We start from the raw sequence: 15582 nt of genomic DNA, 5'->3' as shown, positions 1-15582 counted from the left end.
CACCATAATGCAAGAAAGTATCCAACTGGTTATCGACTCACTGCCGTATCTGCTGAAAGGGGCGGTGTTTACCCTTCAGCTCAGCATCGGCGGGATGTTTTTTGGTTTAGTGCTGGGGTTTGTGCTGGCGCTGATGCGCATGTCGCCGATTGGGCCGGTGCGTTGGCTGGCGCGGTTTTATACCTCTATTTTTCGCGGCACGCCGCTTATCGCTCAACTGTTCATGATTTACTACGGCCTGCCGCAGTTTGGCATTGAGCTGGACCCGATTCCGGCGGCGATGATTGGCCTGTCGCTCAATACCGCGGCGTACACGTCAGAAACGCTTCGTGCGGCTATCTCGTCAATCGATAAAGGGCAATGGGAAGCCGCGGCGAGCATCGGGATGACGCCATGGCAAACGCTGCGTCGTGCGATCCTCCCGCAGGCTGCACGTGTGGCGTTGCCGCCGCTGTCTAACAGCTTTATCAGCCTGGTGAAAGACACCTCGCTGGCGGCGACCATTCAAGTGCCTGAGCTGTTCCGTCAGGCGCAGCTGATCACCTCGCGCACGCTGGAAGTGTTCACCATGTATCTGGCCGCTTCGCTGATTTACTGGGTGATGGCGACAGTGCTTTCTGCGCTGCAGAACTACTTTGAAAACCAGCTCAACCGCCAGGAGCGTGATCCAAAATGAGTGCTATTGACGTCAAAAACCTGGTGAAAAAATTCCATGGTCAGACCGTGTTACACGGGATCGATTTGGAAGTGAAAGAGGGCGAAGTGGTGGCGATTATCGGGCCAAGCGGCTCGGGGAAAACCACGCTTTTACGTAGCATTAACCTGCTGGAACAACCTGAAAGCGGCACGATTCGGGTAGGCGATATCACCATTGATACCGCTCGTCCGCTGAGTCAGCAAAAGGGGCTGATCCGTACGCTTCGTCAACACGTGGGCTTTGTGTTCCAGAACTTCAACTTGTTCCCGCATCGTACGGTGCTGGAGAACATCATTGAAGGGCCGGTGATCGTCAAAGGCGAGAACAAAACCGAAGCAACGACACGAGCGCGTGAGCTACTGGCGAAAGTAGGGCTGTCGGGCAAAGAGACCAGCTATCCTCGCCGTCTTTCCGGCGGGCAGCAGCAACGTGTGGCGATAGCTCGTGCGTTAGCGATGCGCCCGGATGTTATTTTATTCGACGAACCTACCTCGGCGCTGGATCCTGAGCTGGTGGGCGAAGTGCTCAACACTATTCGCCAACTGGCGCAAGAGAAGCGCACCATGGTGATTGTGACCCATGAAATGAGCTTCGCCCGCGATGTGGCCGATCGGGCCATTTTCATGGACCAGGGGCGTATTGTTGAACAAGGCGAGGCCAAATCGCTGTTCGCCAATCCTCAACAACCGCGCACGCGTCAGTTCCTCGAAAAATTCCTCATGCAGTAAAACTCTCCCTATGCAGCAAAACCTGGCGGTCTGATTATCAGGCCGCTTTCATCCTGAATCATTCAATTTGATTTAAGGAATGAGATAGCCTTTATAACAGTGGGCTTATTGCTCAGGCCGCATCGCACAACGGTTTTATCCACGAGTTTGTTTGGGGTCAGACAATCATTTCAGATTATTTTTCACGACTGCGATATTTTATACATATAAATAATGATTATATGTTAGCCTTATGTATTCATAATAATGATTATTAATCAGGGGTTTTCTCGTTGGTATGAGGGACATCGATTTTTTCCAGTGGCGGAAGGATATCTCGCAGCAATTTCAGATTGCCGCGACAAACGAACAGGTCTATACGATATTGCAGCAGCAGGCACACGCGCTGGAATATGACTGGTTCGCACTTTGTGTACGACATCCTGTGCCTTTTACTCGCCCCAAACTTTCGCTGCAAACGACCTATCCCAAAGACTGGATGGCGCATTATCACGCCGAAAACTATTTTGCCATCGACCCGGTATTAAAAGCGGAGAATTACCAGAATGGGCATTTGCCGTGGAACGACCGCTTATTCCGCGACGCGCCGGATTTATGGGATGCAGCTCGCGACCATGGCCTGCGCAAGGGGATGACTCAGTCATTAATGCTACCTAATCGTGCGCTGGGTTTTTTATCGGTTTCGCGGGAAAGCAACCAGGAAAATCCCTATTCGGATGCGGAGACAGAGCTGCGTCTGCAGGCGTTAATGGCGATGAGCCTTGGGGCGTTGGTGCGTCAGGAAGATACGACGGTGATGGCGCCGGAAATGAAATTCAGCAAGCGTGAACTGGAAATTTTGAAGTGGACTGCCGAAGGGAAAACGTCAGCGGAAATCTCAATCATCCTGTCGATTTCTGAGAATACCGTGAACTTTCATCAAAAGAATATGCAGAAGAAATTTAACGCGCCGAACAAAACCCAGATTGCCTGCTATGCTGCGGCGATCGGCATCATCTGATCGCCACCGACGTTCTGCGTGCCAGACGCAGAACCGGCTGCCCTGAGCAGCCGGTGCACCATTACTGACGGTAAGCTTGTTTAATTTGCTTAACGGTGCTGGAAAATACGGCCGCCTGTGCTTCATCTTCCATCTGCGCGATTTGCTTCTCCATCTTAATAATCACACGCCCGGCGTCTGCCTGGCCCATCGCCTGCAGCATCAGCGTCAGCAACGCTTTCATGCAGGAGACTTCCTGGGACAGTTGTTGATTATTTTCAGCAGTGGAAAAATCAGGAGTGCTCATCTATTTCCTCGTTGGATTTCTGCGCGTTTACGCGGGATGTAACGGTAAAGGGCGCGCAGTATACCACAGGCTTTGCATAAAGCGGGAGTGCTTGAGTTTTGTTCTCTGATCAGAGGTGTTTACACACAATATTTTGATGGTTACGCAGCGGGAATGGGCTTATTTGTAGAAATCAGGTTCCTGTCCGGTTAATTATTGTTACATATTTCTCATCGTATTTATCATCTATGCAAAATGTTGCGTTTTCAGAAAATTTTTGAAGAAAAGTGTTTAAAAAAAATGATGGTTGTATCTCTCTGTTTTGTGGTCGTTTCCAGTCTTTGTACCGTCTAATTTCCAGAAAGATGAGTCAAATCCTAAATGGAACATTTTTTTGCGTTTCCCCCGCAGGTTAAAACCCGTTAATATGGTGACGAATTTAGAAACAGTAGCGTTATCCCTATTCTGGAGATTATTCCTTTGATCAACGTCCTTCTTGTTGATGACCACGAGCTAGTGCGCGCAGGGATACGACGCATTCTGGAAGATATAAAGGGTATTAAAGTTGTCGGTGAAGTTAACTGTGGTGAAGATGCGGTGAAATGGTGCCGTAGCAACCCGGTTGATGTGGTGTTAATGGATATGAACATGCCCGGCATCGGTGGGCTTGAAGCGACGCGTAAAATCGCACGCTCCACGGCCGATACTCGAGTCATCATGCTAACCGTTCATACGGAAAACCCGCTCCCGGCGAAAGTCATGCAGGCAGGAGCCGCTGGCTATCTGAGCAAAGGCGCAGCACCACAAGAAGTGGTGAATGCAATTCGTTCAGTGTTTGCCGGTCAGCGTTACATCGCGTCTGACATTGCTCAGCAAATGGCGCTTAGCCAGATTGAGCCTGAAAAAACAGAATCGCCGTTCGCCAGTTTGTCTGAACGTGAATTGCAGATTATGCTGATGATCACCAAAGGCCAGAAGGTCAATGAGATCTCAGAACAGCTGAATCTCAGCCCTAAAACGGTGAACAGTTATCGCTATCGTATGTTTAGCAAATTAAACATTCATGGCGATGTCGAACTGACGCACCTGGCAATTCGCCATGGTCTGTGCAATGCGGAGTCGTTAGCAAGTCAGTGAGTGATGTTTTTGATTCAAAAGCCTTTCTGAAAACCGTGACCAGTCAGCCTGGCGTCTATCGTATGTACGATGCCGGCGGCACGGTTATTTATGTGGGTAAAGCCAAAGATCTGAAAAAACGCCTGTCCAGCTACTTCCGCAGCAATCTTGCCTCGCGCAAAACGGAAGCTCTGGTGGCGCAGATTGCCCAGATAGACGTCACTGTCACCCACACCGAAACTGAAGCGCTGCTGCTTGAACATAACTACATCAAGCTGTATCAGCCGCGCTATAACGTGTTGTTGCGTGACGACAAATCCTATCCGTTTATTTTCCTGAGCGGTGATACCCACCCGCGGCTGGCGATGCACCGTGGCGCCAAACACGCCAAAGGTGAATATTTCGGCCCGTTCCCGAATGGCTACGCTGTGCGTGAAACGCTTGCGCTGCTGCAAAAAATCTTCCCCATTCGCCAGTGCGAGAACAGCGTCTATCGCAACCGCTCGCGCCCCTGCCTGCAATATCAGATTGGCCGCTGCCTGGGGCCGTGCGTTGCTGGGTTGGTGAGCGAAGAAGAGTACGCGCAGCAGGTGGACTACGTGCGCTTATTCCTTGCGGGTAAAGATGAGCAAGTGGTGAATCAGCTGGTGGCGCGTATGGAAAAGGCCAGCCAGGCGTTAGCGTTCGAAGAAGCAGCGCGAATTCGTGACCAGATCCAGGCGGTGCGTCGGGTAACCGAAAAACAATTCGTCTCGAATGAAGGTGATGATCTCGACGTTATCGGCGTGGCCTTTAATGGCGGAATGGCCTGTGTCCACGTGCTCTTTATCCGTCAGGGGAAAGTGCTGGGTAGCCGCAGCTACTTCCCGAAAGTGCCGGGCGGAACCGAACCAGCGGAAGTGGTTGAAACTTTCGTGGGGCAATTCTATTTGCAAGGTAGCCAGGCACGTACGCTGCCGAGCGAGATCCTGCTCGACTTTAATTTAGGCGATAAAACGCTGCTGGCGGATTCCCTGACGGAACTTGCCGGGAGACGCATCAATATTCAAACCAAGCCGCGTGGCGATCGTGCTCGTTATCTGAAACTGGCACGGACGAATGCCGCCACGGCGTTGGTGACTAAACTTGCGCAACAGTCCACGATCACTCAACGCTTGCAGGCGCTGGCAACAACCCTGAAGCTGCCGGAAGTGAAGCGTATGGAATGCTTTGATATCAGCCATACAATGGGCGAACAAACGGTCGCCTCCTGCGTGGTCTTTGACAGTAATGGCCCGCTGCGGGCTGAATACCGGCGCTATAACATCACCGGGATAACGCCGGGCGATGATTACGCGGCGATGAATCAGGTGTTGCGTCGTCGTTATGGCAAAGCCATTGAAGAAAGCAAAATTCCCGACGTGATTCTGATTGATGGCGGCAAAGGTCAGTTGGGGCAAGCGAAGCAGGTTTTCGCGGAGCTGGACGTGACCTGGGATAAGCATCATCCGCTGTTGTTAGGCGTGGCGAAGGGCAGTGACCGTAAAGCGGGGCTGGAAACGCTGTTCTTCGAGCCGGAAGGTGAGGGCTTCAATTTGCCGTCTGACTCCCCGGCGCTGCATGTTATCCAGCATATCCGGGATGAGTCGCACGATCATGCCATCAGCGGACACCGTAAAAAACGGGCGAAAGTGAAAAGCACCAGTTCGCTTGAGACGATTGAAGGCGTGGGGCCGAAGCGCCGCCAGATGTTGTTGAAATATATGGGCGGGCTGCAAGGTTTACAAAATGCGAGCGTCGAAGATATTGCCAAAGTGCCGGGCATTTCGCACGGTCTGGCAGAAAAGATCTTCTACTCGTTGAAACATTAGGGGCTCTGTAGCAACATAGGGCTAATTTTACTGACAACAGATAGTTACCGTCGCCATGCAATTTAATATCCCTACGTTGCTCACCCTGTTCCGTGTTGTGCTGATCCCATTTTTTGTGTTGGCGTTCTATCTGCCTTTCACCTGGGCTCCTTTCCTGTGCGCACTGATTTTCTTCGTTGCCGCTATCACCGACTGGTTTGACGGCTACCTGGCTCGTCGCTGGAATCAGAGTACCCGTTTTGGCGCGTTTCTTGATCCGGTGGCGGACAAGGTGATGGTTGCCATTGCGATGGTGCTGGTGGCGGAGCATTACCACGCATGGTGGGTCACATTGCCCGCCGCGACCATGATCGCCCGTGAAATCATCATTTCTGCTCTGCGCGAATGGATGGCGGAATTGGGTAAGCGTAGCAACGTGGCGGTATCGTGGATTGGCAAAGTGAAAACGACTGCTCAAATGGCTGCGCTGGTGTGGATGTTGTGGCGTCCGAATGAGTGGGTAGAGTGGGCGGGGATAGGCCTGTTTATGGTCGCTGCGGTCCTGACGCTGTGGTCGATGTTCCAGTATCTGAATGCCGCGCGTGGGGATTTGCTTGATCAGTGATCGTTTCGACGTAAATTTCAGCAAACGATCCGGTGCGTTGAAAAATATCGTTGACTCATTGCGTCATGTCAGTAGAATGCAACGCATCGAACGGCAGCACAGCTTGCCAGACGGTAACAAAATCAAATGATTAACTTCGGTTGATTCTGCGGGAATAGCTCAGTTGGTAGAGCACGACCTTGCCAAGGTCGGGGTCGCGAGTTCGAGTCTCGTTTCCCGCTCCAGTTTAAAAACATCGGCAGTTGCGGGTGTTAGCACTATCGGCGCGTTAGCAAAGCGGTTATGTAGCGGATTGCAAATCCGTCTAGTCCGGTTCGACTCCGGAACGCGCCTCCACTTTATTTCCCGAGGCCGGATGGTGGAATCGGTAGACACAAGGGATTTAAAATCCCTCGGCGTTCGCGCTGTGTGGGTTCAAGTCCCACTCCGGCTACCATGGGAAAGACAAGAATAAAATCAATGATAAGCAGTGTCGTGAAACCACCTTCGGGTGGTTTTTTTGTATTTGCGATTCTGATGTTTTATCTTCCTTCTTAAACGTTTCCCAGTGAGAGCTCAGTAATGAAAACCGGACCGCTAAACGAAAGCGAACTTGAATGGCTGGACGATGTTCTGGCCCGTTATGGCAATGAACATGCGGTAATGGACGTCTCTGAGCTCGACGGTATGCTGACGGCTATTCTGTCTGCTCCTGTGGAGATTGAACCCGCAGAGTGGATGCTGGCGGTGTGGGGCGGGGCGGATTATGTGCCGCGCTGGGCTAACGACCGTGAGCGCGATCGTTTTGTGAATCTGACTCTGCAGCATAGGGATGATGTCGCCGAACGTTTAGGCGATTATCCGGACCAGTATGAGCCACTGTTTGGCACACGTGATGAAGAAGGTCAGGAAATCACCATTGTTGAAGAGTGGTGTTTTGGCTATCTGCGTGGGGTGAGTTTAAGCGATTGGTCTGCGCTGCCTGCTGAATTACAGCCGCATTTCGATACCATCGCGCTGCACGGTAAAGAAGAGAATTTCGAACGTCTCGATACGCTTTCTGCTGAAGAATATGTGGCAAGCGTGGATGCCATCAAACCGGCTGCTTTAGCGTTGTGCCATTATTGGCTGGAGAACCCTCAGTCCGCGCCAGTGAAGCAGCCTGTTAAGAATGAAAATAAAACGGGTCGCAACGATCCTTGCCCATGTGGTAGTGGCGAAAAATATAAAAACTGCTGCATGAAATAACCTGTGAAAAAGGCCCTTAACGGTAACGCCGTTCACTTAAGCCAATGAATTAGGGGAAACACCGGGATTTGGTTCCCGGAGGGAGGCCAAACCCGGTGGTCGCCCCGGATATCTCGGTCTTAAACTAACGGTGTTATCCTTAACGGGCCTTTTTGTTATTCAGGGCAACGATAGACATTGCCTGTGAGCGTGACGTTGGTCTGCTCTAACCCACCTGAACCATAATATGAACTGCCCGTCTGGCCTGCGCGTTGGGTGATAATGGATACCACATTTCCCCCCATGTTGGCCGCCTGGTTTTTCAGGTCATTGCGGGCGCCAGTTTCCAGATTGCTGTTCGACGTCCAGCCGCCGGTGAAGAAATTCCCCTGGCTACCCGTAATATCACCCAGGAATTTACACTCTTTGCCCGGTTCATTGTTGGTCACTCGAACATGGTTGGCATTGGTATTAACGCTGGTCGCACTGCAACCGGCGAGCGTCATCATTACTAAAATAAGAGAGAGCTTTTTCATATATAACTTTTTGTCTGGTGGAAAAAACAGCGCAAGGTTACGTCAGATAAAAACAGGCTGTACAGGAAAAGTCTTAATACGCGGCAGCGAATGAGGGAGTGATTCGGGAATCGTTTAGGTATGTTGAAAACATTCACCAAATCAATGGTTTATTGTGATGTGTTTGTTAATTTTTAGAGGGTAATCCAGTGCAGCTACGCCAGATTACCCTTACAGGGTTTAGCCCACTGACGGCAGCAGACCCGTCGCGATCAGAGCCTGAACCAGAATCACTGCGATGCCGCAAGCGAATACCAGCCACAAAGCGGGCATGCCTCCAGCAACGCGGTATGGCGCATCTGGATGCTGCTGACGGCTTTTCATTGTCAGCAGTGAAGGGATGATCAGCGCCAGCACTGCAAGCGCCACACCGGCGTAGCCCAGCGCCATGACAAAGCCTTTTGGATAAAACAGCGCAAAAGCTAACGGTGGCACGAAGGTGATCACGCCGGTTTGCAGACGTCCGCCGGTGGTATTTTTGCGTTGGAACAGATCCGCCAGATAGTCAAACAAGCCAAGTGCAACGCCAAGGAAAGAGGTCGCCAGAGCCAGATCGGCAAACAGATGTACAGCCAACTCTACATGCGGTGAGGCGACCACTTCGCGAATGGCCTGCAGCAATCCGTTCAGCCCTGCGTGGTTAGCCAGCAGCGCGCTAAATACCGGGGATTCAATGCTGCCAAGCGTCGCCAGCTGCCAGAAGATATAGGCCACCAGCGGAATGAAGCTGCCGATAATGAAGATGCGGCGCAGCTTACGCACATCACCTTGCATGTAGCTGACAATGCTCGGCACGCTGCCATGAAAACCAAACGACGTGAAGATTACCGGGATCGCGGAAAGCGCCAGGCCCTGCTGCAGCGGGAGCGTCAGCAGGTTGATCTGGTGAATATGTGGCATCAGCAGCGCCAGCATGATAACCAAAAAGATGATTTTGGCGCTGAACAGGAAGCGGTTAAAGAGATCGACCAGCGCGGTGCCGACACAAATGACGCCGCCACCAACAAGGGTAAACAGCAGCACGCCAGCAGAAGGCGGCAGATCGAGGTTAAACCAATCGCTGAAGCTCGATGCAAGAAGTTCTCCCGCGCCACTGATATAAGCCGCTGTCAGGGCATACATCAAGAACAGCATGCTGAATCCTGTCACCCATTGGCCGTAGCGGCCAAGATAGCGCAGCGCTAATGAGCCCAGACCGGTATCGGCAGGAACGTGCTGATACACCTCCAGCAGCAGTAAAGCGGTGTAGCACATCAGCGCCCACAGGCTCAGCAGTAACACCAGTGTGATGCCAAAGCCCACACCCGCAGACGCCAGCGGCATCGCCAGCATTCCTGCGCCGATAGTGGTGCCAGCGACGATTAAAATACTCCCTACGGTGCGGTTCTTCACGCTTTCCTCTGCTATTCAGGATTCATACGGCAAAATATGCCGCGCAGGGTAGGGGAAAAGCGTCAGCTCGTCAAATCTGAATTACAGCGGGTGTAACGTGATGTTTACGGCATGCAAGGCAGGAGAGAAGGGCAGCGAGAGCCGCTGCCCTTTGAGGGATTAATTCTGTGCGTCGAGCGTGGCCAGTTCTTTATCAACAAAGTACAGACCTTCACCGCTTTTACCGACCAGAGACAGTTTATCGATAACGGATTTAAACAGTTTCTCTTCTTCGTGCTGTTCAGCCACATACCATTGCAGGAAATTAAAGGTTGGATAATCCTGATTGGTCATGGCCGCGTGAGCCAGCTCATTTATTTTCTGGGTGATCAGTTGCTCATGTTCGTAAGTGGAACGGAACAGTTCATCCAGTGAGTTATATTCGGCGAACGGTGATTCAATGGTATTAATGCGCGGCAGGCTTCCTGTATCGGTCAGATAATCGAACAGGCGCTGCATGTGAGTCATCTCTTCCTGAGCGTGGCGGCGCAGAAACGCGGCGGCCCCTTCAAAGCTGTGGTAGCTGCACCAGGCACTCATCTGCTGATAGAGCAGAGAGGAGTACAGTTCCAGATTCATTTGCTCATTCAGTTTGTCGATCATTTCCGTTTTCAGCATGGTTTGCTCCGTGATATTAAGCTCAGGTGACGATGCGGAAAGTCTAAGTTGTAATTAAACTATTTGCAAAAGGTAAAATAAAAAATATTTATTGTTAAATGCAAATGGGAATAACACGCATTGCGGCTATTAAATAATAGAATGAGAATAATTATTCTTACCGCCGGATGTTTCCGGCGGAATAAAAAGCATTACCAATAATTTGCGTTTGGGGTAGAGGAAACGGCAATACCACGACATTGATATTGCAACGTCACGCTGGAGTTGATGCAGAGTGAGCCGCTGGTCACGGTACAGGTTGTCACCGGTTGGCCAAAAGGCACCGCTGTAGCATAGCCCATTTGCTGGCACTGTTTTGTCGCGTTGCCGTTCGCCACAGAGTTGTCGGTGATCGCCGACTGCAACATTGCCTGACCATAGGTAAGACGCACGATGCCGCTGGTGGCATCCACGTCGGTGACGTTAGCCTGACGATGAACCGTACAGGCGGAAAGCACTATCGCCGCAGCGACAGGGATGAGTTTCTTCATAGCTCACTCTGCGTAAATGTCCGATCGCGTTATCTTATCGGCTCAGCAAACCCGCAATGCGCTGAATAACCCACAGATCCCGCTTTAGTTTTCGCCACCGTCCGTTTAGTCAGCCCGGTTGTCATAGATGGCCTGGAATTTGGGGTGCAGTTGTCTGAAGCGATGAATCAGTTCCGGATCGAAATGTTTTCCGGCCCCGGCGAAAATCAGCGAACAGGCGTGCTCGTGTGTGTAGCTGGGCTTATAAACTCGCTTTTGGCGCAAAGCATCGTACACATCCGCGAGAGCCAGGATACGCGCTTCAATCTAAATCGCCGAGGATAAAATCAATTTTGCGCTGTTCAATGGCGCTTACCAGGGCTTCGACAGAACTTGCGGGCATGATGGCAACATCATCACCAAAACGCTGATGCAGGTAGAGTGCTGAAAACGAGCCTTTAATAATGCCCACGCGCTTATAGCGAACCTGTTCTTCATCCCATAAAAACGGCTGTTCACTGCGATTGTAATAGGCATTATGCCAGGAGAGCGCCGGGCCAATAATCCCTTCAGCCTGCGACTCATCCCGACTTTCGACGATATTCACCAGACGAACAGGCCAGTTCTCCTGGCGCAAATGGCTGATGTAATCCTCGGTGTATTTCACATCGATGTTGACATGCAGCAGGTCGCGCATGTCATTGATCATATCCAGCACGCTGCCGTGATTAACCTGAAGGTGAGTGGCGTCGTCGCGACGGAAAATAACGCGGGTATCGTTCAGATCTTCGGGTACCGATGCCGTCCGGCTGAGGCTTGCGGCAAGTATTGATTTTGTGAATAGTCATGCATTTTACTGATGACCCGTAAAAATTGTGAACTCATCGGTGATTAATGAAACAATATTTCATTAAGTTTGAAAATGCGTTTAATGAGCGCTAAGGTGATACTCACATATCGGTTCACTGCGGAGCTTTCCGCGTAGATCTCAGGAGAGGCATGAATGAAAATTGCACTGATGATGGAAAACAGCCAGGCGGCGAAAAACGCCATTATTCATCGTGAGCTAAAAGCGGTCGCGGATGAGAAAGGGTATCCGGTTTACAACGTAGGCATGAGCGATGAGCAAGATCATCACCTGACCTATATCCATCTCGGGATCATGGCCAGCATTCTGCTGAATGCCAAAGCGGTGGATTTTGTGATCACCGGCTGCGGCACCGGGCAGGGCGCGCTGATGTCACTGAACATTCACCCGGGCGTGGTGTGCGGATATTGCATCGACCCGGCGGATGCTTTCCTGTTCGCGCAAATCAACAACGGCAACGCGCTTTCACTGCCGTTTGCCAAAGGCTTTGGCTGGGGCGCAGAGCTGAATGTGCGTTTCATCTTTGAGAAAGCCTTCACCGGGCGTAATGGCGAAGGGTATCCGCCAGAACGTAAAGAGCCGCAGGTGCGCAACGCGGGCATTCTGAACCAGGTGAAAGCGGCGGTGGTGAAAGAGAACTATCTCGATACCTTACGCGCCATCGATCCTGAACTGGTTAAAACAGCCGTTTCCGGTCAGCGTTTCCAGCAGTGCTTCTTCGAAAACTGCCAGGATAAAGAGATTGAAGCGTTTGTTCGTCAGCTGATTGCGTAATCAGTCTGGTCTCCGGCGGCGTTCTGCCGCCGGAACACTATCCTTTCTTTTTCGACACCGAACTGCCTGCATCTCGCGTCAGTTGTAGCGTATCAACCATCCCGACCAGGCAAATCAGCGCAATAAACACGAAAGCTAAGCGGAAACTGACGCCCGGCAGCGTCGTCATATCGAGCCAGATACTGACTTTTTCCCCAAGCCGAATGCCTATAGCACCAAGCGTGATGCCAAGCCCAACGGCCAGCTGCGTGGCAGTACTGAACAGCGTGTTGGCGTAACTCATTTGCGCGGAAGGCACGTCGGCAAAGGCCAGCGTGCTGACACCAGTGAACTGAATCGAGCGGAACACGCCGCCAAGATACAGAATCAACAGCGTGACCCACAGCGGCGTCTGTGGCGTGAGAAAGGCGCAGGCCAGCAGCGCCAGCACGTTTAGCGCACCGTTGATCAGCAGTAAATTGCGAAAACCTAAATGACGAATCAGCGGAGTGGTGACGGGTTTGATGGTCAGGTTACCAACAAAGACCGCCAGCACCAGTAAACCGGCATGGAAGGGATCCATCCCGAATCCGACCTGAAACAGCAACGGCAGCAGGAATGGCACCGCGCTTATCGAGGCACGGAACAGCGAGCCACCGTACATTGTCACCCGGAATGTCGGCACCTGAAGCGCATCCAGGCGGATCATCGGCCACTCGACTCGTTTAAAATGACGCAGGGCGAAGATAAACGTAGCAGCACCCGCGGCAAGTAAAGCGAAAGGTAACCAGCCGCGACCGTGTTCTGCGCCGAAGGCTTCCATGGCATAAACCAGGCTGACCATGGCGACGGCGGTGGCGATAAATCCGGGCATATCGAAGGGGCGACGCCCGTCATCACGGATATCCGGAATAATGCGCAACGCGAGAACAATCGCCAGGATGCCCAGCGGCACATTGATAAAGAAAATCCAGCGCCAACTGGCAAAGTTGGTAATGAATCCGCCCAACGGCGGGCCGATAATTGGCGCGACAAGTGCCGGCCATGTCAGCGTCGCAATGGCGGTAATCAGTTGATGTTTGGGCGTTGTTCTCAGTACCGCTAGCCGTCCAACCGGCACCATCAACGCACCGCCAACGCCTTGCAAAATACGCATCGCAACAAAGCTGTTAACGCTGGTGGCTAAGCCGCAAAAAACGGAAGCCAAAGTAAAAATGGCTAACGCCAGCGCGAAGACTTTACGCGCACCAAAGCGATCGGCAATCCAGCCGCTGGCAGGGATAAGCACCGCTAAGGTGATGAGATAAGCGCTGATGCCAATGTTGAGGGCGACGGCTTCGACATCAAAGCTCTTTGCCATGTCTGGCAATGCAGTCGCAATGACGGTGCCGTCCAGAAACTCCATAAAAAACGCGCCTGCTACCAATAACGCGGCGGGCGAAAGACCACGGCTCTCCTTTGCGGAGATGTTTTCACTCATGATAAGGCTGCCATTTCCCAATTCGTTCACTGAACGCACATCGCCTGATAGTAACGGGAAAAGCGCGGGATTGTTTTCTGTTTATGGCCCTAAATCAGGTACTATTGCGGCCTGGAAAACAGGAGTAAATCATGTCCCAAAATCTGACTGAAAACGATGAGCTGGTCTCCGACGTTGTCGCTTGCCAGCTCGTTATTAAGCAAATCCTTGATGTTATTGATGTTATCGCCCCGGTTGAAGTCCGTGAAAAAATGGCGAATCAACTGCGTGCTATCGATTTCAGCGCCGCGGGTGCCGATCCGGTGACCATGCGTGCAGTGCAAAAAGCCATCGCGCTGATTGAACTGAAGTTCACTCCGCAGGAAGGCGGTACACATTAATAAAAAACGGCGCATTTAGCGCCGTTTTGCATTTCATGGATTCAGAAGAACGCTTCAACCAGCAGATAGCTGGCGACACAGGCGCAGCTCACGCCAATCAACCCAGGAATAATAAAGCTGTGGTTGATGATGAATTTGCCGATACGCGTGGTGCCGGAGCGATCAAAGCCAATGCACGCTAAATCGCTGGGGTAGGTTGGCAACACAAAATAGCCATAAGCCGCAGGGAAGAAGGCTATCAGCATCTTCGGCTCTACGCCCAACATCAGGCCCATCGGCGCAACGGCGGTGAGCGCAGCGGCCTGGCTGTTGACCAGCTTTGAAACCAAAAACAGCACAATGGCATACGTCCACGGATGGCTTTTTACCACGCCTTCCAGTGCCATTTTGAGCTCAGGCAAGTGCGACTGGAAAAAGGTATCGCTCATCCACGCCACGCCGAACACAGAGAAGATAGCCACCATCCCGGCTTTAAACACCGCACCACTGGAAATGCTGGCGGCATTGACCTTACAGGCGACCAGCATCACTGCCCCGGCAATCAGCATCATCATCTGAATCACCAGGTTCATCGAAAGCGGCGCGAGTTTGCCTTTCACCTCAAAGGCCGGGCGTAACCCCGGGAAGGCGCCCAGCACCACCACGAATAAGATCCCGGCGAAGAAAATCCAGGTCGACCAATACGCTTCTTTATTAAAACGCTGGTCGAGCAGGGTTTCGCTGCTGCCGTAGATAAATTCCTTCTGCTTAGGGTCACTGATTTTTGCCTGAAACTCCGGGTCATCCGCCAGATCTTTACCGCGACGTAAACTCCACAGTGCGGCAATGGCAACACCAAACAATGAAGCGGGCACGGAAATGGCGAGGATCTCCAGAATGCTCCACGCGTGTCCGATGCCATGCTGAGCACCCAAAATCGACACCAGCGACACCACCGCAACGGAAACAGGCGAAGCGGTAATCGCCATTTGAGAAGCAATGGAAGCCACGGCCATCGGGCGTTCCGGGCGAATGCCTTTTTTCAGCGCGATATCGGCGATGATCGGAAACATGGTGTACACCACATGCCCGGTGCCGCACAGAAACGTCAGCGTCCAGGTGGTAAAAGGGGCGAGCAGCGTGATGTGCTGAGGATGTTTGCGCAGCAGTTTTTCAGCACATTGCATCATCACGTTCAGGCCACCGGCTGTTTGCAGCGTGGCCGCACAGCCGATCACCGCCAGAATGGTCAGCATGACGTCTACCGGCGGTTTTCCGGGCTCCAGCCCGAAAACAAAACAGAGAATAAATAAACCGATACCGCTGATAAGCCCAAGACCCATCCCGCCAAACCGGGTTCCTGCCAGCAGGCACAAAATAATGACAACAAACTCAAGCGTAATCATGACTCACCTGTCTCATCCATACAGAAAGGCAAATCATTACATTTAGTAACGATATTCACTGAGAGGCAGATCGGATTTACAAAAAGCTGTAAAAACAATCTGTTGTGTACATTTTTT

General features: G+C 51.9%; 18 protein-coding genes and 3 tRNA genes. 12 read left to right on the top strand and 9 right to left on the bottom strand.

Translation table 11 applies throughout. The features are described from left to right. Positions 1-7 precede the first annotated feature (7 nt). From tcyL to sdiA, 3 genes are all read left to right on the top strand, one after another. Entirely contained in the window at positions 8-676 is a 669-nt protein-coding gene (gene tcyL / locus ACLW56_RS14165; protein ID WP_330984408.1) for a cystine ABC transporter permease, read from the top strand. Next, positions 673-1425 carry an L-cystine ABC transporter ATP-binding protein TcyN gene (tcyN, locus tag ACLW56_RS14160; RefSeq protein ID WP_330984407.1) on the top strand — a complete coding sequence of 251 codons (753 nt, stop codon included), beginning with the start codon at positions 673-675 and terminating at the stop codon, positions 1423-1425. The genes tcyL and tcyN overlap by 4 nt, the downstream gene beginning before the upstream one ends. Before the next feature lie 277 nt (positions 1426-1702). After that, positions 1703-2425, top strand: a complete 723-nt coding sequence (gene sdiA, locus ACLW56_RS14155) for a transcriptional regulator SdiA (protein ID WP_330984406.1) — start codon at positions 1703-1705, stop codon at positions 2423-2425. A gap of 61 nt (positions 2426-2486) precedes the next feature. Here sdiA and ACLW56_RS14150 read toward each other — a convergent pair whose 3' ends face one another. Beyond that, the gene (locus tag ACLW56_RS14150; protein WP_330984405.1) at positions 2487-2711 is read right to left on the bottom strand and encodes a DUF2594 family protein; all 225 of its coding nucleotides are present in this window, start codon (positions 2709-2711) and stop codon (positions 2487-2489) included. 459 nt (positions 2712-3170) lie between these two features. On the opposite strand from ACLW56_RS14150, the gene uvrY reads away from it, so the two are divergent. From uvrY to ACLW56_RS14115, 7 genes are all read left to right on the top strand, one after another. Beyond that, on the top strand, positions 3171-3827 hold the full coding sequence (gene uvrY / locus ACLW56_RS14145; RefSeq protein ID WP_330984404.1) for a UvrY/SirA/GacA family response regulator transcription factor: 657 nt from the start codon (positions 3171-3173) through the stop codon (positions 3825-3827). Continuing rightward, positions 3824-5656 carry an excinuclease ABC subunit UvrC gene (gene uvrC / locus ACLW56_RS14140; protein ID WP_330984403.1) on the top strand — a complete coding sequence of 611 codons (1833 nt, stop codon included), beginning with the start codon at positions 3824-3826 and terminating at the stop codon, positions 5654-5656. The genes uvrY and uvrC overlap by 4 nt, the downstream gene beginning before the upstream one ends. Positions 5657-5711: 55 nt before the next feature. Then, positions 5712-6260, top strand: a complete 549-nt coding sequence (gene pgsA / locus ACLW56_RS14135) for a CDP-diacylglycerol--glycerol-3-phosphate 3-phosphatidyltransferase (RefSeq protein WP_330984402.1) — start codon at positions 5712-5714, stop codon at positions 6258-6260. A 148-nt stretch (positions 6261-6408) separates the two neighbouring features. Beyond that, a tRNA-Gly gene (locus ACLW56_RS14130) sits at positions 6409-6484 on the top strand. A 38-nt stretch (positions 6485-6522) separates the two neighbouring features. Next, a tRNA-Cys gene (locus tag ACLW56_RS14125) sits at positions 6523-6596 on the top strand. A gap of 13 nt (positions 6597-6609) precedes the next feature. After that, positions 6610-6696: transfer RNA gene (locus ACLW56_RS14120), tRNA-Leu, on the top strand. A 125-nt stretch (positions 6697-6821) separates the two neighbouring features. Then, on the top strand, positions 6822-7487 hold the full coding sequence (locus tag ACLW56_RS14115) for a YecA family protein (protein WP_330984401.1): 666 nt from the start codon (positions 6822-6824) through the stop codon (positions 7485-7487). Between the two features lie 155 nt (positions 7488-7642). Here the strand turns inward: ACLW56_RS14115 and ACLW56_RS14110 are convergent, their stop codons facing one another. From ACLW56_RS14110 to ACLW56_RS14085, 6 genes are all read right to left on the bottom strand, one after another. Next, positions 7643-8002, bottom strand: coding sequence for a DUF4156 domain-containing protein (locus ACLW56_RS14110; protein ID WP_330984400.1), 360 nt, complete (start codon positions 8000-8002; stop codon positions 7643-7645). A 219-nt stretch (positions 8003-8221) separates the two neighbouring features. After that, positions 8222-9433, bottom strand: coding sequence for a tyrosine transporter TyrP (gene tyrP / locus ACLW56_RS14105; protein WP_330984399.1), 1212 nt, complete (start codon positions 9431-9433; stop codon positions 8222-8224). A 159-nt stretch (positions 9434-9592) separates the two neighbouring features. Then, complete coding sequence (ftnA, locus tag ACLW56_RS14100) at positions 9593-10090, bottom strand: non-heme ferritin (protein ID WP_330984398.1); 498 nt, start codon at positions 10088-10090, stop codon at positions 9593-9595. A 191-nt stretch (positions 10091-10281) separates the two neighbouring features. Continuing rightward, on the bottom strand, positions 10282-10620 hold the full coding sequence (gene yecR / locus ACLW56_RS14095) for a YecR family lipoprotein (protein ID WP_330984397.1): 339 nt from the start codon (positions 10618-10620) through the stop codon (positions 10282-10284). Positions 10621-10725: 105 nt separating this feature from the next. Then, positions 10726-10896 carry a hypothetical protein gene (locus ACLW56_RS14090; RefSeq protein WP_415377836.1) on the bottom strand — a complete coding sequence of 57 codons (171 nt, stop codon included), beginning with the start codon at positions 10894-10896 and terminating at the stop codon, positions 10726-10728. 25 nt (positions 10897-10921) lie between these two features. After that, positions 10922-11308, bottom strand: a complete 387-nt coding sequence (locus tag ACLW56_RS14085) for a hypothetical protein (RefSeq protein ID WP_330984396.1) — start codon at positions 11306-11308, stop codon at positions 10922-10924. Between the two features lie 294 nt (positions 11309-11602). Between ACLW56_RS14085 and ACLW56_RS14080 the strand changes: the two genes are divergently transcribed. Then, positions 11603-12241, top strand: a complete 639-nt coding sequence (locus tag ACLW56_RS14080; protein ID WP_330984395.1) for an RpiB/LacA/LacB family sugar-phosphate isomerase — start codon at positions 11603-11605, stop codon at positions 12239-12241. Positions 12242-12278: 37 nt separating this feature from the next. On the opposite strand, the gene ACLW56_RS14075 is transcribed toward ACLW56_RS14080, so the two are convergent. Further along, entirely contained in the window at positions 12279-13700 is a 1422-nt protein-coding gene (locus tag ACLW56_RS14075; protein ID WP_330984394.1) for an MFS transporter, read from the bottom strand. A 131-nt stretch (positions 13701-13831) separates the two neighbouring features. Between ACLW56_RS14075 and ACLW56_RS14070 the strand changes: the two genes are divergently transcribed. Further along, complete coding sequence (locus ACLW56_RS14070; RefSeq protein ID WP_330984393.1) at positions 13832-14080, top strand: DUF2766 family protein; 249 nt, start codon at positions 13832-13834, stop codon at positions 14078-14080. Between the two features lie 41 nt (positions 14081-14121). Here ACLW56_RS14070 and ACLW56_RS14065 read toward each other — a convergent pair whose 3' ends face one another. Then, positions 14122-15465 (bottom strand): anaerobic C4-dicarboxylate transporter, encoded by a 1344-nt coding sequence (locus tag ACLW56_RS14065; RefSeq protein ID WP_330984392.1) that lies wholly within the window; start codon positions 15463-15465, stop codon positions 14122-14124. Positions 15466-15582 lie beyond the last annotated feature (117 nt).

This window comes from Pantoea sp. sgz302252, assembly GCF_047713085.1.
Classification (GTDB): Bacteria; Pseudomonadota; Gammaproteobacteria; order Enterobacterales; family Enterobacteriaceae; genus Scandinavium.
Note: the sequence above shows the minus strand (reverse complement) of the source record. Positions and strands in the feature narration are given on the sequence as shown.

Coding starts and splice junctions, on each gene's coding strand:
- ACLW56_RS14080 (WP_330984395.1), top strand. CDS start 11,603: ATGAAAATTGCACTGATGATGGAAAACAGCCAGGCGGCGAAAAACGCC.
- ACLW56_RS14075 (WP_330984394.1), bottom strand. CDS start 13,700: ATGAGTGAAAACATCTCCGCAAAGGAGAGCCGTGGTCTTTCGCCCGCC.
- ACLW56_RS14110 (WP_330984400.1), bottom strand. CDS start 8,002: ATGAAAAAGCTCTCTCTTATTTTAGTAATGATGACGCTCGCCGGTTGC.
- ACLW56_RS14065 (WP_330984392.1), bottom strand. CDS start 15,465: ATGATTACGCTTGAGTTTGTTGTCATTATTTTGTGCCTGCTGGCAGGA.
- sdiA (WP_330984406.1), top strand. CDS start 1,703: ATGAGGGACATCGATTTTTTCCAGTGGCGGAAGGATATCTCGCAGCAA.
- tcyL (WP_330984408.1), top strand. CDS start 8: ATGCAAGAAAGTATCCAACTGGTTATCGACTCACTGCCGTATCTGCTG.
- tcyN (WP_330984407.1), top strand. CDS start 673: ATGAGTGCTATTGACGTCAAAAACCTGGTGAAAAAATTCCATGGTCAG.
- pgsA (WP_330984402.1), top strand. CDS start 5,712: ATGCAATTTAATATCCCTACGTTGCTCACCCTGTTCCGTGTTGTGCTG.
- ACLW56_RS14150 (WP_330984405.1), bottom strand. CDS start 2,711: ATGAGCACTCCTGATTTTTCCACTGCTGAAAATAATCAACAACTGTCC.
- ftnA (WP_330984398.1), bottom strand. CDS start 10,090: ATGCTGAAAACGGAAATGATCGACAAACTGAATGAGCAAATGAATCTG.
- ACLW56_RS14115 (WP_330984401.1), top strand. CDS start 6,822: ATGAAAACCGGACCGCTAAACGAAAGCGAACTTGAATGGCTGGACGAT.
- ACLW56_RS14085 (WP_330984396.1), bottom strand. CDS start 11,308: ATGATCAATGACATGCGCGACCTGCTGCATGTCAACATCGATGTGAAA.
- yecR (WP_330984397.1), bottom strand. CDS start 10,620: ATGAAGAAACTCATCCCTGTCGCTGCGGCGATAGTGCTTTCCGCCTGT.
- ACLW56_RS14070 (WP_330984393.1), top strand. CDS start 13,832: ATGTCCCAAAATCTGACTGAAAACGATGAGCTGGTCTCCGACGTTGTC.